The 21,732-nt window shown below is 46.4% G+C and carries 18 protein-coding genes; 11 read left to right on the top strand and 7 right to left on the bottom strand.

Annotated features, from left to right (window positions below; genetic code table 11):
* Positions 1 to 253 precede the first annotated feature (253 nt).
* On the top strand, positions 254 to 3,049 hold the full coding sequence (polA, locus tag FC652_RS16265; protein ID WP_176299417.1) for a DNA polymerase I: 2,796 nt from the start codon (positions 254 to 256) through the stop codon (positions 3,047 to 3,049).
* Positions 3,050 to 3,832: 783 nt separating this feature from the next.
* Here the strand turns inward: polA and yihA are convergent.
* Positions 3,833 to 4,489: a ribosome biogenesis GTP-binding protein YihA/YsxC gene (gene yihA, locus FC652_RS16260; RefSeq protein ID WP_176299416.1), complete on the bottom strand. Its 657-nt coding sequence runs from the start codon at positions 4,487 to 4,489 to the stop codon at positions 3,833 to 3,835.
* Positions 4,490 to 4,648: 159 nt separating this feature from the next.
* Here yihA and FC652_RS16255 point away from each other — a divergent pair, with 159 nt between their 5' ends.
* The 6 genes from FC652_RS16255 (at position 4,649) to hemN (ending at position 9,214) form a co-directional block, all read left to right on the top strand.
* A complete protein-coding gene (locus tag FC652_RS16255; RefSeq protein ID WP_176299415.1) occupies positions 4,649 to 5,266 on the top strand; it encodes a cytochrome c in 618 nt (205 codons plus the stop codon).
* Positions 5,267 to 5,725: 459 nt separating this feature from the next.
* On the top strand, positions 5,726 to 5,884 hold the full coding sequence (locus FC652_RS16250) for a hypothetical protein (protein ID WP_176299414.1): 159 nt from the start codon (positions 5,726 to 5,728) through the stop codon (positions 5,882 to 5,884).
* Positions 5,885 to 6,001: 117 nt separating this feature from the next.
* A complete protein-coding gene (locus FC652_RS16245) occupies positions 6,002 to 6,640 on the top strand; it encodes a class I SAM-dependent methyltransferase (protein WP_176299413.1) in 639 nt (212 codons plus the stop codon).
* Positions 6,640 to 7,182, top strand: coding sequence for a Der GTPase-activating protein YihI (gene yihI, locus FC652_RS16240; RefSeq protein WP_176299412.1), 543 nt, complete (start codon positions 6,640 to 6,642; stop codon positions 7,180 to 7,182). The genes FC652_RS16245 and yihI overlap by 1 nt, the downstream gene beginning before the upstream one ends.
* A gap of 8 nt (positions 7,183 to 7,190) precedes the next feature.
* Complete coding sequence (locus FC652_RS16235) at positions 7,191 to 7,679, top strand: DUF2489 domain-containing protein (protein WP_176299411.1); 489 nt, start codon at positions 7,191 to 7,193, stop codon at positions 7,677 to 7,679.
* 143 nt (positions 7,680 to 7,822) lie between these two features.
* Entirely contained in the window at positions 7,823 to 9,214 is a 1,392-nt protein-coding gene (hemN, locus tag FC652_RS16230) for an oxygen-independent coproporphyrinogen III oxidase (RefSeq protein WP_176299410.1), read from the top strand.
* Between the two features lie 77 nt (positions 9,215 to 9,291).
* Here the strand turns inward: hemN and FC652_RS16225 are convergent, their stop codons facing one another.
* The 5 genes from FC652_RS16225 to glnA form a co-directional block, all read right to left on the bottom strand.
* Entirely contained in the window at positions 9,292 to 11,823 is a 2,532-nt protein-coding gene (locus FC652_RS16225; protein WP_176299409.1) for an EAL domain-containing protein, read from the bottom strand.
* A gap of 81 nt (positions 11,824 to 11,904) precedes the next feature.
* Positions 11,905 to 13,314, bottom strand: a complete 1,410-nt coding sequence (glnG, locus tag FC652_RS16220; RefSeq protein WP_176299408.1) for a nitrogen regulation protein NR(I) — start codon at positions 13,312 to 13,314, stop codon at positions 11,905 to 11,907.
* 18 nt (positions 13,315 to 13,332) lie between these two features.
* Complete coding sequence (gene glnL / locus FC652_RS16215; protein WP_176299407.1) at positions 13,333 to 14,379, bottom strand: nitrogen regulation protein NR(II); 1,047 nt, start codon at positions 14,377 to 14,379, stop codon at positions 13,333 to 13,335.
* Between the two features lie 134 nt (positions 14,380 to 14,513).
* Positions 14,514 to 15,053 carry a DUF4124 domain-containing protein gene (locus FC652_RS16210; RefSeq protein ID WP_176299406.1) on the bottom strand — a complete coding sequence of 180 codons (540 nt, stop codon included), beginning with the start codon at positions 15,051 to 15,053 and terminating at the stop codon, positions 14,514 to 14,516.
* 198 nt (positions 15,054 to 15,251) lie between these two features.
* On the bottom strand, positions 15,252 to 16,661 hold the full coding sequence (glnA, locus tag FC652_RS16205; RefSeq protein WP_176299405.1) for a glutamate--ammonia ligase: 1,410 nt from the start codon (positions 16,659 to 16,661) through the stop codon (positions 15,252 to 15,254).
* A gap of 529 nt (positions 16,662 to 17,190) precedes the next feature.
* Between glnA and typA the strand changes: the two genes are divergently transcribed.
* Complete coding sequence (typA, locus tag FC652_RS16200) at positions 17,191 to 19,020, top strand: translational GTPase TypA (RefSeq protein ID WP_176299404.1); 1,830 nt, start codon at positions 17,191 to 17,193, stop codon at positions 19,018 to 19,020.
* Positions 19,021 to 19,096: 76 nt separating this feature from the next.
* A complete protein-coding gene (locus tag FC652_RS16195; protein ID WP_176299403.1) occupies positions 19,097 to 19,618 on the top strand; it encodes an AAA family ATPase in 522 nt (173 codons plus the stop codon).
* A gap of 56 nt (positions 19,619 to 19,674) precedes the next feature.
* Here the strand turns inward: FC652_RS16195 and FC652_RS16190 are convergent, their stop codons facing one another.
* Positions 19,675 to 20,316 carry a DUF2959 domain-containing protein gene (locus tag FC652_RS16190; protein ID WP_011078953.1) on the bottom strand — a complete coding sequence of 214 codons (642 nt, stop codon included), beginning with the start codon at positions 20,314 to 20,316 and terminating at the stop codon, positions 19,675 to 19,677.
* Positions 20,317 to 20,360: 44 nt separating this feature from the next.
* Here FC652_RS16190 and FC652_RS16185 point away from each other — a divergent pair, with 44 nt between their 5' ends.
* On the top strand, positions 20,361 to 21,302 hold the full coding sequence (locus FC652_RS16185; protein ID WP_176299402.1) for a virulence factor BrkB family protein: 942 nt from the start codon (positions 20,361 to 20,363) through the stop codon (positions 21,300 to 21,302).
* The gene (gene dtd / locus FC652_RS16180) at positions 21,277 to 21,711 is read left to right on the top strand and encodes a D-aminoacyl-tRNA deacylase (RefSeq protein ID WP_060532775.1); all 435 of its coding nucleotides are present in this window, start codon (positions 21,277 to 21,279) and stop codon (positions 21,709 to 21,711) included. The genes FC652_RS16185 and dtd overlap by 26 nt, the downstream gene beginning before the upstream one ends.
* Positions 21,712 to 21,732: the final 21 nt, after the last annotated feature.

Below are 21,732 nucleotides of genomic sequence, written 5' to 3'. Positions count from 1 at the left end.
GATCGTGTTTATTTTGGTGGATCTTGTTTTAAGTTGTTTTATTTCAATGGCTTATTGTTATTTTGTTGGGTCGATTTTGCTTATGGATATCCAGTGGATAATTTATATAAACAGAGTTATCCACAAATTTTGGTGAAAATGCGAGTTCACTTTGAATTCCTGTTGGGTGGATTTGTTTTTACAGCGTGGATTCACTCGTGCATACGTGGCATTCTTAGCAGATCAATTTACTCTCTGTTGGATAACTACAACTATGGCCACTATTCCTGAAAATCCATTGATTCTTATCGATGGTTCTTCTTACCTCTATCGCGCTTTCCATGCTTACCCTGGGACTATGAGTAATGGGGAGATCCCAACGAATGCGGTGTATGGTGTGGTGAACATGCTACGTAGCATGATGCGTCAGTTTGCATCGGATCGAATTGCTGTCGTGTTTGATGCGAAAGGAAAGACGTTCCGCGACGATATGTATTCGGAATACAAAGCCAATCGTCCACCAATGCCAGATGATTTACGTTGTCAAATTGAACCTCTTCACCAAGTCATCCAAGCGATGGGCCTGCCTCTAATTGTGATTGAAGGGGTAGAAGCGGATGATGTGATTGGCACATTAGCCTACCAAGCTTCCTTACAAGGCATGCCCGTTTTGATCAGTACGGGCGACAAAGATATGGCGCAGCTGGTGGACGACAACATTACCCTAATCAACACCATGACCAATGTTGTGATGGACAGAGAAGGGGTCATAGAGAAATTCGGTATCCCACCTGAATTGATCATCGATTATCTCGCGTTAATGGGTGATAAAGTGGATAACATCCCAGGTGTGCCTGGCGTAGGTGATAAAACTGCCACCGCATTGCTTCAAGGTATAGGTGGCTTGAGTAAACTGTACGACCACCTTGATGATATTGCCTCGCTCGGTTTTCGTGGTTCGAAAACCATGGCACAGAAGCTGATAGATAACAAAGACAACGCTTTGCTTTCCTATCAGTTAGCGACGATCAAGCTTGATGTGGAATTACAAGAAAGCCCTGAATCTTTGTTAAAAACTGAGCCAAACAAAGATGAACTGATCAAACTTTATGGCCAGTTAGCCTTTAAATCTTGGCTAAACGAGCTGCTTGAAGGTGGCACTGGCGTAGTGGAAGCGGTTGAAAGGAATCAAGCTTCAACAATCTCTGGACCAGCTTCCGTTCCACATGAAGTGAGTAATGCGGCGGTTAAGATTGACCGTAGCCAATATCAGACCATTCTTGATCAAACAACATTTGAAGCTTGGTTAGAAAAACTGAAAGCTTCGAAGTTGTTTGCCTTTGATACGGAAACCGATAGCTTAGATTACATGGTCGCCAACTTAGTGGGCCTGTCATTTGCTGTGGCAGAAGGTGAAGCTGCCTATGTGCCTGTCGCACACGATTATCTGGATGCTCCGGAGCAACTTGATCGCGAGTGGGTGCTGGCTCAACTTAAGCCACTGCTGGAAGATGATACGAAGGCAAAAGTTGGCCAAAACCTGAAGTACGATGCCTCAGTGCTGGCTCGCTATGGTATTGAGATGAAGGGCATCAAGCACGACACCATGCTCGCTTCCTACGTTTACAATAGCGTGGGCGGTAAGCACGACATGGATAGCTTGGCACTGCGCTTCCTACAGCACAGTTGTATTTCGTTTGAGCAATTGGCTGGTAAAGGCAAGAATCAACTGACTTTCAATCAAATTGATTTAAATGAGGCTGCGGTTTATGCCGCCGAAGATGCGGATGTTACCTTGCGCTTGCACAACCGCTTGTTTGCCAATATTGAACAAGATGAGAAACTCAACGCCATTTATCAAGAGATTGAAGTGCCATTAGTGCCGGTGTTATCACGTATGGAACGTACAGGTGTGTTGATTGATGACATGAAACTGTCTGCGCAATCTCAAGAGATCGCCGTGCGCCTGGAAGAGTTAGAGCAAAAAGCGTATGAAATCGCAGGCCAGCCATTCAATATGAACTCGCCAAAGCAGCTGCAAACCATCTTGTTTGAGCAAATGGGCTTACCTGTTATCAAGAAAACGCCTTCGGGCACACCATCGACAGCAGAAGAAGTGCTGCAAGAACTCGCGTTGGATTACCCACTGCCGAGCGTCATTATGGAGTACCGTGGCTTAGCGAAGTTGAAATCCACTTACACCGATAAGCTGCCGAAAATGATTAACCCACACACAGGGCGCGTGCATACCTCTTACCATCAAGCCGTGACGGCCACTGGTCGTTTATCGTCAACCGATCCAAACTTGCAAAATATTCCCATTCGTAATGAAGAAGGACGCCGCATTCGCCAAGCGTTTGTTGCGCCACATGGCTATAAAATTCTTGCGGTCGACTATTCACAGATTGAATTGCGTATTATGGCGCACTTGTCTGGTGACCAAGCACTGCTTGACGCCTTCCAACAAGGTAAAGATATCCACGCGGCAACCGCGGCAGAGATCATGGGCGTGTCGATTGAACAAGTCTCCAGTGAGCAGCGTCGTCGAGCCAAAGCCGTCAACTTTGGTCTTATTTATGGCATGAGTGCGTTTGGTTTAGCGAAACAGCTTGGAATTCCACGTAGTGAAGCACAAGCTTATATGGATAAATATTTCGAGCGCTATCCTGGTGTCATGCAGTACATGGAAGACACACGCTCTAATGCCGCTCAACATGGTTATGTTGAAACCATTTTTGGTCGTCGTTTGCATCTACCGGAAATTACCTCTCGCAATGTGATGCGTCGTAAAGCTGCAGAACGTGCTGCGATCAACGCGCCAATGCAGGGGACGGCAGCAGACATCATCAAGAAAGCGATGTTGTTGGTGGATCAGTGGATTCAAGAGGAAGGCAATGGTCGAGTCAAATTACTGATGCAAGTACACGATGAACTGGTGTTTGAAGTGGAAGAGTCTTGTTTGACCGAAATTGAAAGTAAAGTACAACAATTGATGGAATCTGCAGCACAGCTAAATGTGCCTTTAGTGGCAGAAGCGGGCCATGGTGATAACTGGGATCAAGCGCATTAAGCATTTTTTGTACAAAACGGACTAAATTACATGAGCCAGAGCACAAACTCTGGCTTTTTTTAACATCAAAAAAAGTTTAGCGAAATATTGTTGAGTTGTAGCTAAATAAAAATTTAATGAAAAAAAACTACAGAAAAACTTTGCAATTCTGACCAAATGTTGTACATTAATACGCGTAGGGTACAGAGGTAAGATGTTCTATCTTTCAGACCTTTTGTTTCACGTTATTGGATTAGGCTGATTCAGCCGCCCCAGTCAGGTTATTTGACTGGGGCGTTTTTTATTGGGCTAAATAAAATTCCAATTAAATCATATCTATATCGCATCTCCATTCTTAACGCCTCTTGTTTGTTTCTTTTTATACGGTTTCAGATTGAAAAACGAACGCAACAGAGCGTTATATCAACATGTAAGTTTACACCACTCACACTCTGATTATTTCTCTTGAAAAACTAAGTGCATATTGCAGTCGAATGGTTGTGATGTTTTTCTTATTTTTATCAATTGGTTATATTTCGTGGTGAGGGGCAGGATTGGTCTGGTGCGCGATTTTTGATAGTCATTGGGCTATTGAAATAGAAAGAAACATCGGTAATGCTTCGAACTATAACAATAACTACCAATTTTTCTCTCCCGTTTCCCTGCCAGGATGGCGGGGATTTTTGTATCTGGAGTTTAGCAAATGGGTGCTCAGTGAGTTGCCGTTAAGTAAAACCAAAGACAAGAAAAAACCCCACTGCATAACAGTAGGGCTCGCGTTAGAATGAATTTGGATCGTCAAGATTACTCTGCTGATGGTTGCTCATTCCCTTGCTCTTCTTCGAGTAAATGAGCGAAAGCGGGGGCAAACCATGAGTCTAATTTAGCTCGTAGCTGATCCACCCCAAGCCCTTTGAGGGAAGAATAGACATCCACTTGCACGTCCCCACCGAAGGTTTCCGCTAACTTGCGCACTTTGAGCAATTCCGCTTTACGCGCACCGCTCTTCAGTTTGTCTGCTTTTGTCAGCAGTACTTGCACTGGGATACGACTTTCAATTGCCCAAAAGATCATCTGTTGGTCGAGATCTTTCATTGGATGACGAATGTCCATCAGTACCACTAAGCCCTTCAAGCATTCGCGTTTTTGCAAATACTCACCAAGTGATTTTTGCCACTTATTTTTCATTTCAAGTGGCACTTGTGCAAAGCCATATCCAGGCAAGTCCACAATGTGGCACCCTTCAGTGACTTTGAACAAGTTGATCAACTGAGTACGGCCAGGGGTTTTTGATGTCTTGGCCAAGCTCTTTTGATTGGTTAAACGGTTAAGTGCACTGGATTTACCAGCGTTTGAGCGTCCTGCAAACGCAATTTCGATGCCCTCATCGGCAGGTAAATGGCGAATATCGGGTGCACTAGTGATGAAATGCGTGTTTTGGTAATGAATTTTTACGCTCACTGTTAACTCCATCTCGACTTTGTGTAGTCGATTGATTACTTTTTTGTGAAATTGTGTAAAATAACCGTGCTCGGCATAAGGTCGCCTATTGTACCATGAGTGTACTCGGTATGTTCAAATTCCGTGGTACTGGAAGCTTGATAATTATAATGGAATGTCATGAAGAAATTAGCGCTAATTTTGAGTCTTTTAGCCAGCTGCTCAGTATGGGCCCAAGGTAGTATTGAAGCTGGTAAAGAAAAATCCCAAACGTGTGTTGCGTGTCACGGTGCTGACGGCAACAGTGCAATCACTACTTACCCAAAACTGGCAGGCCAACATGCCAAATACCTTGAGAAGCAGTTGAAAGATCTCAAATTAGGTATGGAAAGTGCCGGTAAGCAAGGTCGTTATGATCCTGTGATGAGTGGCATGGCTATGCCTCTGAGTGAACAGGATATGGCAGACTTAGCGGCTTACTATGCGTCACTGCCAATTTCTCACAATACCACACCGGAAAACGTGGTTGAGCAAGGTAAAGTGCTTTATACCGCGGGTGATGCCAGTCGTGGTGTTGCTGCATGTATTGCTTGTCATGGCCCTCGTGGTAACGGCACTGAGCTTTCAGGTTTCCCGAAAATTTCAGGTCAGCATGCTGACTACATCAAAGCTCAACTTGTTAAATTCCGCGACTCTTCACGCAACAACGACATGAATGCGATGATGCGTGATATTGCGAAGAAACTGACTGATGACGACATCGAAATTTTGTCTAAATACGTTGGTGGTCTTCACTAATTCGTTGTCCCGCTCGAGCAAAGGTTGTATGAAAATGCCCTGGTTGATGACCAGGGCATTTTCTTTTTGGAGAAAATGCGAGTGAGCGTTTTATTTCCTCCTCTGTCAATAAAGACATTTCGCTCTTTCGTTTGTAAGAGATTCACCATTCTGTAGTGTGGTGTTTTCCCAATATGAACATTTAGGTGTTTGAAATTAAAGAGTTTAAAAAAAAGCTCAAAAAAATCTTGAGGAAATCGTTTTCGCTTAGTTGTCTCATTGTGATGACAGGGTAAAGTAAAGCGCATCTACAGGGAGTAGGAAAGGATGACAGACCAAGATGGTCTCCAAGGATGCAGACACAGGGAGTGTTTGAAAGCCGGAGAAAGGACGTCAGGTCAGCGGGATGTTGATCGGATAAGGATGGTCATCTCGTCTAAAGGTTAAGACAGGGTAAAGGATCAGGCGCAAGGAATCGCCGTGATACAGGAAGTCGAAGGAAAGCCAAAAATCATCAGGAAGATGGCAAACAACACTTTTGGCAAGGAAAGCTTGAAAAACAAATGGAATATTGGTGCACTAAATGAGTGCAACACAGTTTTAGCCACTTATGTGGCGGTTCAGAAAGCGACAGCATAGCTGTCGCTTTTTTTATTTTGGCGGTTTTTTTACGAAATTGGTGATATTTTGCCCGCCAACCCTCCAATATGGCCTGACTTTCTGGTATGTTTCGCATCCTTGTTTGAGGAAGTCCCAATGCATACTTGTCCTTTATGTCAGCATGATCAGATTCAGCACTTTTTCACCGACAAACACCGTGAGTATCTGCAATGCGAGCAGTGTGAGTTAGTGTTTGTGAATCCGGCGCTACGGCTGGATGCAAAAACAGAAAAAGCTCACTATGATCTGCATGAGAACAATCCGTTGGACCTCGGCTATCGTCGCTTTTTATCGCGTATTGCTGAGCCTCTATTGGAAAGAATTGCACCGCAATCGAAAGGATTAGATTTTGGTTGTGGGCCGGGGCCAACGCTCTCGTTGATGCTAGAAGAGCATGGTCATATCATGGCGTTATACGATATTTACTATCATCCCAATGCATTGTCATTGGCGACAAAGTATGACTTCATGACCGCCACAGAGGTAATAGAGCACCTTTATGAACCCAATGCGGTGTGGCAACAATGGTTAAATTTAGTTAAACCTGGAGGCTGGATCGGTCTGATGACCAAAATGGTGATCGATCGAGAAGCGTTTACACATTGGCACTATAAAAATGATCCCACCCATGTGATCTTTTTTAGCCAAGCAACGTTCCAGTATCTAGCCGAGCGTGATCAGCTCGAACTAGAATTTATTGGCAAAGATGTAATTTTACTGAGGAAGACCCAGTAATGAGTCGTAAGAAAAAATCAAGAAAGCCGGGTGCCGCAGGTGCACCTGAATTCATCGTTACCCGCAACCGTTCTGAGTCGGACGTTGCTGGTCGTTTACGCAAAAAAGACAAAAAGCGTAAAGGACTAAAAGCGGGTGCCCGTAATTCAGAAGAAGTGTCAAAGCAAAAACAAGGTTCATCACAGCAACTTGATCCGCGCTTGGGCAGCAAGAAGAAGATTCCACTAATTGTGGAACCGGCGAAGAAACTCAATAAACAAGAGCGTCGCCTTTCTGCCGCACAAGAGCTCGAGATGCTCGAAAATGATGCGAAACTGAATGTGTTGCTTGACCGCCTCGAGTCAGGTGAAAACCTTGGTCGTGGTCTACAGCAATACGTGGATGAAAAACTCGATCGCATCGAGCAGTTGATGAGTCAGCTTGGCTTACTAGAGCCAGAAGCAGAAGAAGAGTACCAAGAAGCGCCAGTGCGCAAATCACGCTCGGATGATGATCTGCTAGCAGATTTTGAAGACTTTGACATGGATGATTACAAAGGATAAGTGGAACAATGAGTGTAACCCTACTGGCCATTCTTGGTGGCGCTATCATCCTTGGTTTGGCGTCGTATGCTGGTTACCTTCTACTCCAGCTTAAAAAGCAAAAGGAGTTGCAGCTCCAGCATCAGAAGTTGGCGCTTGAAAAACGCAACGCCAACATTTTTGATAATGTGAACACCCTTTGTCTCGCGGGCATTCAAGGCCAATGTGACCTATCCGAAATTGCGATTCGGGTATATTGCATCATGGACTACGTTCAAGGTGAGGATCGTGTCGATTTCGACAAAGAGTATCCTGCGATTTCAGAGCTTTATCATGTCGTTAAAGACATGGCGCGTGGTGAAGAACGTCAAAAGCTGGAGAAACAGCAACGCATGAAGCAAAACCTTGAACGTCACAAGGCTGAAGGTCGCCTCAGCGAAGCGGTGATCGAAGATCTCAAAACACTGCAAAAAAGAGTGAAGCCGCTGAACAATCAAATCCATGTTCAGATGATCTAATCTCTAGCCCTGCTTTTGAGCAGGGCTATCGTGATCAGGCTAGCACTTCTAAAAATTGGCGATAAAAAAGCCATATCACAGCGCATGAGTGTCTTGTTGATGTGGCAAAATAGCGCCCCACAGCATTTTATGGAAGTACCACCATGTCGAATCAGAATCTTGAATCGAACCAACAAATTGTTTGGGACCAAGCGGTATTGGACAAATATAACTACTCAGGTCCACGTTATACGTCTTACCCAACGGCTCTAGAGTTTCATGAAGCTTTTACCATTTCTGATTACGATATGGCTTGCTCGCAATACCCAGAGCGACCGCTTTCTCTCTACGTTCATATCCCGTTTTGTCACAAGCTTTGCTACTACTGTGGTTGCAACAAAGTGATCACGCGTCATTCGCACAAAGCGGATGAGTATTTGGATGTGCTGGAGCATGAAATTCGCCAACGTGCGTCTTTACTGCAAGGACGTCACGTGACGCAACTGCATTTTGGTGGTGGTACGCCAACGTTTCTTAGCGCAAAACAGATCACGCGTTTGATGACGCTACTGCGTGAAGAGTTTACTTTTGTTGCGGATGCGGAAATCAGTATTGAAGTAGACCCACGAGAAATCGCGTTGGAAATGCTGGATCACCTACGTGCAGAAGGCTTTAACCGCCTGAGTATCGGTGTGCAAGACTTTAATAAAGAAGTGCAGAAACTGGTTAACCGTGAGCAAGATGAAGCGTTTATTTTCGCTATGGTTGAGCGTGCGAAGCAGCTCGGCTTCCGCTCGACTAACCTTGACTTGATTTACGGTTTGCCTAAGCAAGATCGAGACTCTTTCGCTAAAACGCTGGAACAAGTCCTCACCATGAAGCCAGGCCGATTGTCGGTGTTTAACTACGCTCACATGCCTCAGCTTTTTGCTGCGCAGCGCAAAATCAAAGATGAAGATTTGCCGAAAGCGGAAGAGAAAATGGCGATTCTGCAAAACACTATCGCGACATTGACCGATGCAGGCTACCAGTTCATTGGGATGGATCACTTTGCTCTGCCTGAAGATGAGTTGGCGGTGGCGCAGCGCAACGGTATTTTGCACCGCAACTTCCAAGGCTATACCACACAAGGTGAATGTGATTTGGTTGGCTTCGGTGTATCGGCGATTTCCATGATTGGTGATGCCTATGCGCAAAACCAAAAAGAGTTGAAGAAATATTACGCACAGGTAAATGAACTGCGCCACGCTTTGTGGAAAGGGGTCGCACTCGATAGTGATGACTTACTACGACGAGAAGTTATCAAGCAGCTTATCTGTAACTTCAAGCTCGACAAAGTGGCGATTGAGAAGCAGTTCGCGGTGACGTTCAATCATTACTTTAAAGAAGACTTACAATTACTACAGACCTTTATTGACGATGCGCTGGTGGAAGTGGATGAACAAGCGATCCGCGTGACACTTCGTGGCCGTTTGCTCATTCGCAATATCTGTATGTGCTTTGATAAGTACTTGCGAGCCAAAGCGCGTCAACAGCAGTTTTCTCGCGTGATCTAAACACAGTATCGATGTCTCTTTAAATACAAATGCCGGCGAAAACGCTGGCATTTTTAATGTGTCTTAACGGTTTGTGCTTATAGTGATGGCCACTCATCAAATGGCACCGGGCGGCTATAGAGATAACCTTGTGCGAGTGTGCACCCTAGCTCCATCAACAGTTCTGCTTGCACACTCGTTTCCACTCCCTCTGCAACAACGTTAACGTTAAAGCCGCGAGTGATGTTTACCACGGCGGCCACTACCGAGCTGTTTAATCCTTCTCGGTTAAGTTTTTCAACAAAGGTGCGATCGATTTTGAGGCAGTCAAACGGCAATGAATGTAAGTACGCCAAAGAAGAATAGCCAGTACCGAAATCATCAATGGCTATCGCTATACCTAGTTTCCGCAGTTTGTTCATGTTATCCATGGTGGAATGGGCGCTTTCGACCAAGCGAGACTCGGTGATCTCCAGTGTTAAGTTGGAGGCGGACAAGCCCGTTTCGGCTAAGACTTGAGAAACTTCACTAACAAAATCCTCTCGCGATAACTGATTGACGGAAATGTTTACATGCAATTGGAACTCTTTCCGCCAACGGCCTTGAGCTATCGCTTGAGCACAATCACGGCACGATTGCAGTAAGATTCGTTTGCCGATTTCTTGAATCATGCCGCTATCTTCCGCGATGGGAATAAAATCGAGTGGGGAGACTATGCCTTGCTTGCTAAGCCAACGTGCCAAGGCCTCTGCACCGATCACTTCGCCGCTTTTTAGCTCAATAATCGGCTGGTAGTAGGGAACAAATTCATTGCTATCGAGGCCGTCCTGAATCTTGGCCAGCATCTGGGTGCGAAATTTTGATGCATCAGCCATCTCTGGTCTATAGTAGCTGATTCCCGCTACATCTTGTTTGGCATTGCTTAATGCTATGCTGCCGTTGCGTAACCAACGAGCCATGTTGTTGTCGTTATCTGTGATGACAATACCGATGGAAACCTTCATCACCACGCTTTCTTCATTCATGTAAAAAGGTGCAACGAAAAGCTGTTGTAAGCGATTGACGGCTAGTGACATTTCCTCTGACTGTTTGATGTGTGGGGCGTAAATGGCGAACTCATCACCACCGGTTCGCGCCAATAAGTATTTGTCGTCAAATATGGTTTGTAGGCGTTCAGCGATCTTAATGAGCAGCTGATCACCATTGTAGTGCCCCATGCTGTCATTGATGTCGCGGAATCGATCTACACCTAGTATGAACAAGCAGCCGGATTCACTGGTTTGGCGTTTGCTGATGTCTATCAGTCCTTCTCGACTGTAGAGTTTGGTTAACGAATCGAAAACCAATTGGTTTTGCAGCGCTTTAAACGACGCTTTGAGATTGTTGGTCATATCGTTAAAGGCGTTCACCAGTAAACTGGTCTCATGAATACGCCCAGGTTTTGGCATATGGCTATCCCAATTGCCGTTGGCGAGATTTTTCGCTGCTGTTGCTGTCGCAGTAATGGGGCGGGTAATACGGCTAAAGATAACTAAGCAAAACGACATGCCAATTGCGCTGACCAGAAGGCCAATTAGCCAGCTTTGCTGTTGCGACTTGGGTAGAGAGCCAAGAAGCTCTGATTCAGAAATGGCGATACCAATGAACCAAGTGAGGCCATAGGCATCGGTGTAAGGTGAGAGCAAACTAAAGTATCGCTCATTCTTGGTTTTCAACTCGAAGGGACGCGATGTTGGATGCGCCATCAGGCTATCTTGTTTTACGCGCTCAGCATGCAACTTGATGATTGGGTCTGCGCTTTCTACTGCCAGTAGGCGTTCGCCTTTCTTAGACCATTCTGTCCCCCAAGAGACGACGCTACCTTGTCCCGAGTGGGCAACCAAGCGTTGTTCACTGTCCATGATGTAAACCTTCGCTTTGGTTTTTTCACGTAACTGACTAAGAAAAGCGTTAAAGGTATTGATGCGAATATCCGTCACCATCACGCCGACAAACTGTTCAGTATCATAAACAGGAGATAGAGCGGATAGGGTGATCTCTTGGCGTTCATCTGCATTGGCGTAGATTGAAGACCACATCACTTTTCGTTCTTTGGCGACAGGTGCATACCAAGGGCGAATGCGAGGATCGTAATTGGGAATAACCGAAACAATATCATTGCTGATATGTTCGCCGCGATAAATCACCAGCTTGCTATCGGTGCGATCATCTTGAATCATCAAGGTATGAGAGCCATCGTTCTCTTTGCGAAAACCGATATAGTCGGCGGCTTCCGAACCAAAGCCAATCACATCAAGTTGTGGAATATCGGCGTACAGGGTTTGAAAAGCATTGAGAAAATAGCCTTGCAGCTTTGAGGTGTCATCCGCTTGGTAAAGGTGGTTATAGCTGATGGTATGGGCCATTGCCAACCCAGCATCAAAGGGAGCGCCTAAATACTCAGTAAGATTGTTGCGTACATTTTCCGTTAATGAGGAAAGCTGTTTTTCGCTGAGGTCGAGCACGGCATGTTCATAACTGTTGCGCTGAACCAGAATCACTAAGCTTATGGAAAGCAGGAATATCACCACAAATGGAGCGATAACCGCGGTTTTTAATGAGATGCTGCGTTTTTCTTCGAGCTCGTACATAGAGAATGCGTCAATCCTTGAGTTCTTTTGAGCCAATAAGGAGAGACGCGCTCTGATATTTAAGTGACGTGCTGTAAAGAATCAGTACAGTTCTTTGAGCTTGCGTGTGAGCGTATTGCGTCCCCAACCTAGCACTTTGGCGGCATCTTGTTTATGTCCATTGGTGTGCCTCAGTGCTGCTTCTAATAGTATACGTTCGAATTGAGGAAGTGCATAAGCCAGAAGTTCTTTTTCTCCCGACTCAAGGGCGTTTTCTGCCCAAACCGACAGCGTTTCTTGCCAAGTTCCGCTGGGATTGGATTCCTCCACCATGCGTTTCTCGTTTACCAACTCGCTCGGCAAATCGTTGGGCAAAACTTCGCTACCACTAGCCATCACGGTCAACCAACGGCAAATGTTTTCGAGTTGGCGAACGTTGCCTGGCCAACTGAGGCGGTTGAGTATCTCTACCGTGCTGCTGTGTAACGTTTTGGCTTCTACACCGAGCTCTTCTGCGGCTCGCAGCAAGAAGTGCTGGGTCAGTTTTTCGATATCTTGCTTACGTTCGCGAAGGGCTGGGATCTGCACGCGAATGACGTTGAGGCGGTGAAAAAGGTCTTCACGAAATTTGCCTTGTTGCACCAAACGTTCGAGGTTTTGATGGGTCGCCGCGACGATTCTCACATCGACCTTTATCGGAGAGTGGCCACCAACACGATAAAACTGGCCGTCTGCCAGAACACGAAGAAGTCGCGTCTGGATGTCGAGTGGCATGTCACCAATCTCGTCAAGGAAAAGGGTACCGCCATTGGCTTGTTCGAAACGACCTTGGCGTACCGAGTTTGCGCCAGTAAACGCGCCTTTTTCATGGCCAAACAGTTCAGATTCAATCAGATCTTTCGGTATTGCTGCCATGTTCAATGCAATAAAGGGTTTGCTTGAACGAGGACTGTGGCGGTGCAAAGCGTGGGCAACCAGCTCTTTGCCGGTCCCAGATTCGCCATTAATCAATACCGAAATGGAAGAGCGTGAAAGGCGGCCAATGGCGCGGAAAACCTCTTGCATCGCTGGCGCTTCGCCGATGATTTCCGGAGTGTGCGCTGCGTGTGTTTGACTAGAGGCCATTTGTTCACGTTTTTGCTCTTGTCCGTGAGCAATCGCACGCTCAACCAGCATGAGCGTTTCATCGATATCAAAGGGTTTGGGCAGGTACTCAAATGCCCCTTTTTGGTAAGCGTTAACCGCCGCATCCAGATCCGAATGTGCCGTCATGATGATGACGGGCAAGTTCGGACACTTCTCATGCACTTGTTTTAATAGTTCGATCCCATCAATGCCAGGCATGCGAATATCAGAAACCAAGACGTCAGGCACTTCACGTTCTAATGCCATCAACACACTTTCTCCATTGGCGTAGGTTTCACATTTGATGTTGGCAGAAGATAATGTCTTTTCCATTACCCAGCGAATCGAACTGTCGTCGTCGACAACCCAAGCATAGCCTCTACTCATGTTCTATTCCTTGCAGCGTTAAATTGGCAAATAAATCGTAAAGTTGGTGTGCCCCGGCCAGCTTTCAACATCAATTTTTCCGTTGTGCTGATCGATCAGGTTTTGCGAAATGGAGAGTCCCAACCCTGTTCCTCCATCGCGGCCACTGACCATGGGATAAAATAAAGTATCTTGTAGTTCAACGGGGATGCCGGGACCGTTATCGATGATTTCTATTCTTGCAGCGACTTTGCAGCGCTGACCGTGAATATTGGCTTGGTGCACCGTTCTGGTGCGAATGGAGATTTTGCCATCCTCTTGGTGAGCCAAAATTTGTGAAGCGTTGCTGACGATATTGAGCATCGCTTGTTCAATTTGATCGGTATCGATGTAGATGTCGGGCAAGCTTGGGTCGTAGTCTCGTTCAATCACCAGTGTTTTCTGCGATTCGAGCTCAACCAATTGGCGTACTTTTTCGAGCACTTGGTGGAGATTGGTTTGTTGTTTTTTACCGGGTTTTTGTGGACCGAGTAAACGGTCGACGAGCGCGCGTAGGCGATCAGCCTGCTCAATAATGATCTGGGTGTATTCCGTCAATGAGGGATCCGGCAGCATTTTTTCCAATAGCTGTGCTGCACCTCGTAACCCACCCAACGGGTTTTTTATTTCATGCGCCAATCCACGAACCAACAGCTTTGCCGCTTGCTGTTGTGCGTGCTGGTTCATTTCTTGAGTGATGCGACGTTGTTGGTCAACTTTGCGCATTTCCATCAAGAGCATCAGCTCTCTTTCGATAGAAATCGGACTGACCGTCACCTCCAGCAACAAAGGTTTGCCATCCACCACGAAAGTGACGTCACTGTCGGTAATGCTTTGTCCGCTTTGTAATGGCTGTGAAAGCAGGGCGAGATCGAGCGATGCATGCTGAATCAACTGCGATAAAGGATGATGCACAATCCGTTTGGCGCTCTGTGAAAACAGCTGTTCGGCCGCGGGATTGGCATGATGTATTTGCAGCTCATCATCTAAGATAAGCGTTGCCGTCACCATATTGTTGAGAATGGTATTTGAGAGAGCGGAATTCACCTTCACATCCTTGTTTTTGTTATCTTCTGGTGCATTGCACTAACTTGGTGCAAATGAATTCAGTATGGCGGATTACAAAGACAAGAGAAAGGAGAATTTCCGTCTATCAGCTACTTAATATTGCTTGTAAACCGCTATTTTATCTTAGTGCGATGAAGATGCACTGATATAGGGCTAGTAGATGCAATAAGCTTGCCGCTTCGAAAGGCTTGTACGGCAATGACGTGAGTACCGCGATCGATGTTTTTCAGCTGCCACAACGTCGAGGTCTGAGGGGCACCATAGCGATTTCCGTCAAACATCAGTTGCAGCTGCTCACCAATATCCAGCTTACGGTTGGTCTGCACTTGAATCGTGATTAACCCTTGATTGCTGCGAATGGTTGCATCGTGGGTTGGTGAGCGAAGTGAGAGAGAAAGGGCTTGAGCCTCCTCTTTCTTGATTGGTTGCTCTTGTTCTTTGACTGCTTGGTTTGGTTTGGCCAACGATTGGGTCGATTCCACTTGAGGAGGGGGGGCGGTGCCATCAAGATCCGGTAGTACTACGGACTTTGCACCGTTGTTGGGCGTGTCACTCATGTGGAGCATGCCATTCTCATCGACCCATGTGTATACCGTTTGAGCGGCAACAAACGACGTTAAGAGTGAGAGGCATAGAGCAAAAAGTAGTTTCATGTTTCACCTCCTAAGAGATGCAAGTTCACGTTAATTAAGACGAAACCTCTATGAAAAACAGGGCTTCGATATCGTTTTTGTTATAGCAAGGTTATGTTATTACTCAGTGAGTATTTAGCAAATAAAAGAAAGGCTCGCCTGTGAGGCGAGCCTTAAAATGGATGCAACTAAAGTTGCACTGTCTACATAGTGGACAAATTATACTGAGTAGTACAGTTCGAACTCTAGTGGGTGAACCGCCACGTTTACGCGCTCAACTTCTTTTGTTTTCAGCTCGATGTAAGAATCGATGAAATCATCAGAGAATACGCCACCTGCAGTTAGGAACTCACGGTCATTGTCTAGGCACTCTAGCGCTTGTTTTAGTGATTCCGCTACTTTTGGAATCTCAGCCGCTTCTTCTGCTGGTAGATCGTACAGATCTTTGTCCATTGCTTCGCCTGGGTGAATCTTGTTCTTGATACCGTCAAGACCAGCCATCAGCATAGCTGCAAACGCTAGGTATGGGTTTGCTGCTGGATCTGGGAAGCGAACTTCGATACGACGCGCTTTCGGGCTTGGTACCACTGGGATACGGATAGACGCAGAACGGTTACGCGCAGAGTAAGCCAGCATTACAGGTGCTTCGTAATGAGGAACCAGACGCTTGTACGAGTTGGTCGCTGGGTTAGTGATCGCGTTCAGTGCACGTGCGTGCTTGATGATACCGCCGATGTAGTAAAGCGCCATTTCAGATAGACCGCCGTACTTGTCACCAGCAAACAGGTTCACGCCATCTTTGGCTAGCGATTGGTGAACGTGCATACCAGAACCGTTGTCGCCGACAAGTGGTTTAGGCATAAAGGTTGCTGTTTTGCCAAATGCGTGTGCAACGTTGTGTACCACGTACTTGTAGATTTGGATCTCGTCCGCTTTAGTCGTTAGAGTGTTAAAGCGAGTTGCGATTTCGTTCTGACCCGCTGTTGCCACTTCGTGGTGGTGCGCTTCAACAACAAGGCCCATCTCTTCCATTACAAGACACATTGCAGAACGTAGGTCTTGTGAAGAATCCACTGGAGCTACAGGGAAGTAACCACCCTTCACACCTGGACGGTGACCTTTGTTACCGTTTTCGTAGTCAGAACCTGTGTTCCATGCCGCTTCTACGTCGTCGATCTTGAAGAATGAACCCGACATGTCAGTTGCGAATTTCACATCGTCAAACAAGAAGAACTCTGGCTCTGGACCAACAAGAACGGTGTCTGCTAGGCCAGTAGAACGCATGTACTCTTCAGCACGTTTTGCGATAGAGCGTGGGTCACGATCGTAACCTTGCATTGTGCCTGGTTCTAGGATGTCACAACGGATGTTTAGCGTTGCTTCTTCAGTAAATGGGTCTAGAACAGCTGAAGATGCGTCAGGCATCATCACCATGTCTGATTCGTTAATGCCTTTCCAGCCAGCAACTGATGAACCATCGAACATTTTACCGTCTTCGAAGAAGTCAGCATCGATTTGGTGAGAAGGAATAGAGATGTGCTGCTCTTTACCTTTAGTATCGGTAAAACGCAGGTCAACAAACTTAACTTCGTTTTCTTGGATAAGCGATAGAACGTTTTCTACTGACATCTTGGATAACCTCCAGTGTTATTAAAGCGGTAATAGTCAGATTCGATTTGGAATCCAGCATTGATTAATTTCATTTCATTCTTATTAATCGATGCTGATTCATACAAAGCTAAAAGTGTGCCAGTTTTTTTAACCTATGTTAATCAATCACTTGCATCGCATTGTTGGTGCGGGGTATCCATGTTTGCACCAAAATGATCCTTTATTGCATCAGTTTGGTGCAATCCTTTGTCGGTTGCACCATTGTGAATCAGAATCGCGATCCATTTCGCCCCTGTTTGACGCTTTTGTCAACCAATGTGTGCTCATCTATGCATAAATGGGCTGTGGAGTGAGCTTGGTCGAAAAATTGCCACTCTTTAAAAAGGCCAAATAGCGTTAATCAAGCAAAAATACTTACGAATAGATCACATATTTCTGGGTTTTTTATCAAAATCTGGTACATTATGGCCGTTTTTTTAATCAAGCCTGACTTGTTCAAAAAGTGAACGGCTTGAATAATATTGTCTAAACAAGTGAATCAGAATCCATGACGACTCCACAGATTGATAAATTAAGAAATATCGCGATCATCGCACACGTTGACCACGGTAAAACCACACTGGTTGATAAATTGCTGCAGCAATCGGGCACTATACAATCTCGCGGCGATGTAGAAGAGCGAGTCATGGACTCGAACGACATCGAAAAAGAGCGTGGCATTACCATTTTGGCGAAAAACACCGCTATTCGTTGGAATGACTACCGTATCAATATCGTAGATACCCCTGGACACGCGGACTTCGGTGGCGAAGTTGAACGTATTATGTCGATGGTAGACTGCGTACTGCTTATCGTTGATGCAGTGGATGGCCCAATGCCACAAACGCGCTTTGTAACGCAAAAAGCGTTTGCTCACGGCCTTAAGCCTATCGTTGTAATCAACAAGATCGACCGTCCAGGCGCGCGTCCTGATTGGGTTATGGACCAAGTGTTCGACCTCTTCGACAACCTAGGTGCAACTGACGAACAGCTCGATTTCAAAGTGGTTTATGCTTCGGCACTAAACGGCTGGGCAACGCTTGAAGAAGGCGAAACTGGCGAGAATATGGAACCACTGTTCCAAACGATCGTTGATGTGGTTGATGCGCCAAATGTTGACCTTGATGGTCCACTACAAATGCAAATTTCTCAGCTTGATTACAGCTCATACGTGGGTGTTATCGGTGTTGGCCGTGTGACTCGTGGTAAAGTGAAAGCGAACCAGCAAGTAACCATTATTGGTGCAGATGGTAAAACGCGTAACGGCAAAGTGGGCACGGTACTGGGTTACATGGGTCTTGAGCGCCACGAAGTTGATCAAGCAACCGCGGGCGACATCATTGCGATTACTGGCCTTGGCGAGCTAAAAATTTCAGACACTATCTGTGATGTGAACAAAGTGGAAGCGCTTAAGCCGTTGTCTGTGGATGAGCCTACCGTCACCATGACGTTCCAAGTAAACACCTCTCCGTTTGCGGGTCTTGAAGGTAAGTACGTGACTTCACGTAACATTCTTGAGCGTCTTGAGAAGGAATTGGTTCACAACGTAGCACTACGTGTTGAGCAAACTGAAGATCCAGACAAATTCCGCGTTTCAGGCCGTGGTGAGCTTCACCTATCTATCCTGATCGAGAACATGCGTCGTGAAGGCTTTGAGCTTGCAGTATCGCGTCCAGAAGTAATCCTGAAAGAAGAAAACGGTCAGCTAATGGAACCGTTCGAAACCGTAACCATCGACGTTCAAGAAGAACACCAAGGTGGCATTATGGAGAAGATCGGTATGCGTAAAGGCGAACTGAAAGACATGTCTCCAGATGGTAAAGGCCGTGTTCGTTTGGACTTTATGATGCCATCTCGTGGTCTGATCGGTTTCCAAACTGAGTTCATGACACTGACGTCGGGTTCAGGTCTTCTTTACCATACGTTTGATCACTACGGCCCACACAAAGGCGGTAACATCGGTCAACGTATCAACGGTGTATTGATTGCGAACGCTGCGGGTAAAGCGCTGACTAACGCGCTATTTAACCTGCAAGAACGTGGTCGTCTCTTCATCGGTCACGGTGTGGAAGTGTACGAAGGTATGGTTATCGGTATTCACAGCCGTGACAACGACCTAACCGTAAACGCACTGAAAGGTAAGCAGCTAACCAACGTTCGTGCTTCGGGGACGGATGACGCACAGGTTCTGACTCCACCAATCGTGATGACCCTAGAGCAAGCACTAGAGTTCATCGATGACGACGAGCTAGTAGAAGTTACACCGGAAAACATCCGTATCCGTAAGAAATTCCTAACGGAAAGTGATCGTAAACGTGCTTCTCGCGAAGCGAAGTAATTACGCTTTCGGTTAATTAAATGGGAAACCCTGAGTTGGCAACGACTCAGGGTTTTTGTTTATTTAGGAGCAAAACATGGATTTGGTGATCATCAGTGGTGGCCCCGGAGCGGGTAAAACCACGTTAATTAATGCGCTGTCGGCGCAGGGTTACATGACTTTTGCGGAAGGCTCTCGCACATTGATCGAGGAGCAAAGTGTACGCGCTGACGGCATTCTGCCCTGGACCAATCTTCCCGCGTTCGCTGAGTTGTGTTTGGCGTTGATGAGTGAGCAAAAGCGCCAAGCCAGTGGTGCCACCGTCGCGTTTTTCGACCGCGCCATTCCCGATATCATTGGCTATCTCAAAATGGGGCACTGTGAGGTGCCCACCGCGTTGCATCAGGCCAGTCAAGGCTATTACGCCAAAGTGTTCGTCTGCAAACCAGAGTCGTCCATTTATGTCCAAGACGAAGTGCGGCCACACACGTTTGCCGAAGCGTTGCAGATTCATCAAATGTTGGTGGAATGCTACCGTGAGCTAGGTTATCAAGTGGTGGAAGTGCCGTGGGGAAGTGTGGCTGAGCGGGTGGCGTTTATTCTGCAGCATGTAAGGTGAAAAGACCCTAGCGAGGCACAATAAAAAACCTCCCGCAAGCGAGAGGTTTGAGAGGTTTACTGCTGGTTGAGTTTTTGCAAGAACTTGTCGGATTCGGCTATTGCAGCATTCATTTGTGAGATGGCGTTGGCGATCTCTTTTTCCAAGCTCATGAACTCGCCTTGCAATGACCCAACGGCGCTGGCGTTGAGATTGTGTTTCAAATACAAAGTATTGTCGCGCAGCGTATTGAGCACTGGTGTCATTTTTTGCTCCGCTCGTTTCATCGCTTTGAGCATCTGTTGGTAAGAGGCTTTGGTCTCCTTGAGCTTCTGTTCACTGGAACGGCGCAGCTTGGCATTGGTGTAAAGTGCGAGCTCTTGTTGCCATTCATCGAACAAGGCATCCGAGACATCTTCAATCGCCGCAATGCGGTCTCGTACTTCTTGCGCCGCTTTTTCACTCTCTTGGTATTGGTCGTTGATTTGGTTATACACCTCTTCCAACTCACCGCCATTAAATTGGGTTAGGCTGGATAAAGCCTGCAAGGCGCTGGTAAACTCTTGTTGGGCCTCTTGCTGAGATTCTTTGGCGTCTTCGACTCGGTCGACCATGATCTCACGTTTGTGGTAACCCACTTTTTCCATTGCAGAGTAGTATGCGGACTGGCAACCAGTCAGTGCAAAAATCGTTAGTAGTATGGTGATTAAATAAGGCATGCTTATTTCTCAATGATCTATTTAAGTTACGTATGGTTAGGACTATGAACCAGTTATTTGGCAGAGACAAGTTGAGATTGCCGCAGAGAGCCCAAACGTGTGTGGCTTTCGTCCGTTATTTGATAACACGCATGAATCATGACCGCGTCAATGTGAATGCTGGCTATTTGGCTTACATTACCTTGCTTTCCATAGTGCCGATGCTGACGGTGTTGCTGTCGATCTTGTCAAAGTTTTCTGTGTTCGAGGATGTGGGCGGGGTATTGCAGAGCTTTATCATCCAGAACTTTGTACCCGCATCGGGAGACGCTGTTCATGCGGCATTGCAAGAGTTTATCGCCAATACAGGCAAAATGACGGCGGTGGGTGCGGCGTTTCTGTTTGTGGCGGCGTTGATGCTGATTTCCAACATCGACAAGAATCTCAACTATATTTGGAGAGTGAAGAAGAAGCGTCGTGCGGTGTTCTCGTTTTCGATGTATTGGATGGTGTTGACGCTTGGGCCGATTTTGGTCGGAGCCAGTATTGCGGCCACCTCTTACATCACCTCACTGCGTTTACTCGATAGTGAAGCGATCTCGACAGTCTACGATCAGTTGCTGCGTTGGCTGCCATTTATCCTCTCTTCTTCTGCCTTCGTTGGTCTTTATTTGTTGGTGCCGAATAAGAAGGTGCAGTTTTCTCATGCCGTCGTTGGTGCCATGATTGCGGCGGTGTTGTTTGAGCTTAGTAAAAAAGGCTTTGCCGCGTACATCACACAGTTTCCGTCGTATCAATTGATTTATGGCGCTTTAGCCGCCATTCCGATTCTTTTTGTTTGGGTGTATCTCTGTTGGTTGATCGTTTTAATCGGTGCTGAAGTCACCGCTGCACTCGGTGAGCGGGAGCACTGGAGGCCAGCTGAGGACGTGATACAATCGCTGCCAGATAATGACACAGAATTAGAAAAGGATACTCAACGTGATCGCTTTGATTCAGAGAGTTAGTGAAGCGGCTGTACGCGTCGATGGTGAAGTGGTTGGTCAGATCGACCAAGGCCTTTTGGTGTTGCTCGGCGTAGAAAAAGACGACGATGAGGCCAAAGCCAAGCGTTTGATGGAGAGAGTCACGACCTACCGCGTGTTTGAGGACAGCGAAGGAAAAATGAACCTCAACGTGCAGCAAGTAGACGGTAAGGTGTTGGTGGTTTCGCAATTTACTTTGCCTGCCGATACCAAAAAAGGCACGCGTGCTGGTTTTTCTCGTGGTGCACATCCCGCTGATGCTGAGCGTTTATACGACTATTTCTCCGATTTGTGTCAGCAAGTGCTACCGACGGAGCGTGGACGATTTGCTGCGGATATGAAAGTCTCGTTAATTAACGATGGCCCAGTGACGTTTTGGTTACAGGTATAGTGACCCAAAGAACGGGCGAAT

The sequence above is a fragment of the Vibrio sp. 05-20-BW147 genome, from assembly GCF_013369385.1.
Taxonomy (GTDB): Bacteria; Pseudomonadota; Gammaproteobacteria; order Enterobacterales; family Vibrionaceae; genus Vibrio; species Vibrio floridensis.
The sequence above is the reverse complement of the archived record's forward strand: the minus strand, read 5'-3'. Positions and strand labels throughout refer to the sequence as shown.

Coding starts and splice junctions, on each gene's coding strand:
- FC652_RS16185 (WP_176299402.1), top strand. CDS start 20,361: ATGAACCAGTTATTTGGCAGAGACAAGTTGAGATTGCCGCAGAGAGCC.
- yihI (WP_176299412.1), top strand. CDS start 6,640: ATGAGTCGTAAGAAAAAATCAAGAAAGCCGGGTGCCGCAGGTGCACCT.
- glnA (WP_176299405.1), bottom strand. CDS start 16,661: ATGTCAGTAGAAAACGTTCTATCGCTTATCCAAGAAAACGAAGTTAAG.
- FC652_RS16255 (WP_176299415.1), top strand. CDS start 4,649: ATGAAGAAATTAGCGCTAATTTTGAGTCTTTTAGCCAGCTGCTCAGTA.
- FC652_RS16210 (WP_176299406.1), bottom strand. CDS start 15,053: ATGAAACTACTTTTTGCTCTATGCCTCTCACTCTTAACGTCGTTTGTT.
- FC652_RS16235 (WP_176299411.1), top strand. CDS start 7,191: ATGAGTGTAACCCTACTGGCCATTCTTGGTGGCGCTATCATCCTTGGT.
- FC652_RS16245 (WP_176299413.1), top strand. CDS start 6,002: ATGCATACTTGTCCTTTATGTCAGCATGATCAGATTCAGCACTTTTTC.
- typA (WP_176299404.1), top strand. CDS start 17,191: ATGACGACTCCACAGATTGATAAATTAAGAAATATCGCGATCATCGCA.
- FC652_RS16225 (WP_176299409.1), bottom strand. CDS start 11,823: ATGTACGAGCTCGAAGAAAAACGCAGCATCTCATTAAAAACCGCGGTT.
- FC652_RS16195 (WP_176299403.1), top strand. CDS start 19,097: ATGGATTTGGTGATCATCAGTGGTGGCCCCGGAGCGGGTAAAACCACG.
- polA (WP_176299417.1), top strand. CDS start 254: ATGGCCACTATTCCTGAAAATCCATTGATTCTTATCGATGGTTCTTCT.
- FC652_RS16190 (WP_011078953.1), bottom strand. CDS start 20,316: ATGCCTTATTTAATCACCATACTACTAACGATTTTTGCACTGACTGGT.
- glnG (WP_176299408.1), bottom strand. CDS start 13,314: ATGAGTAGAGGCTATGCTTGGGTTGTCGACGACGACAGTTCGATTCGC.
- hemN (WP_176299410.1), top strand. CDS start 7,823: ATGTCGAATCAGAATCTTGAATCGAACCAACAAATTGTTTGGGACCAA.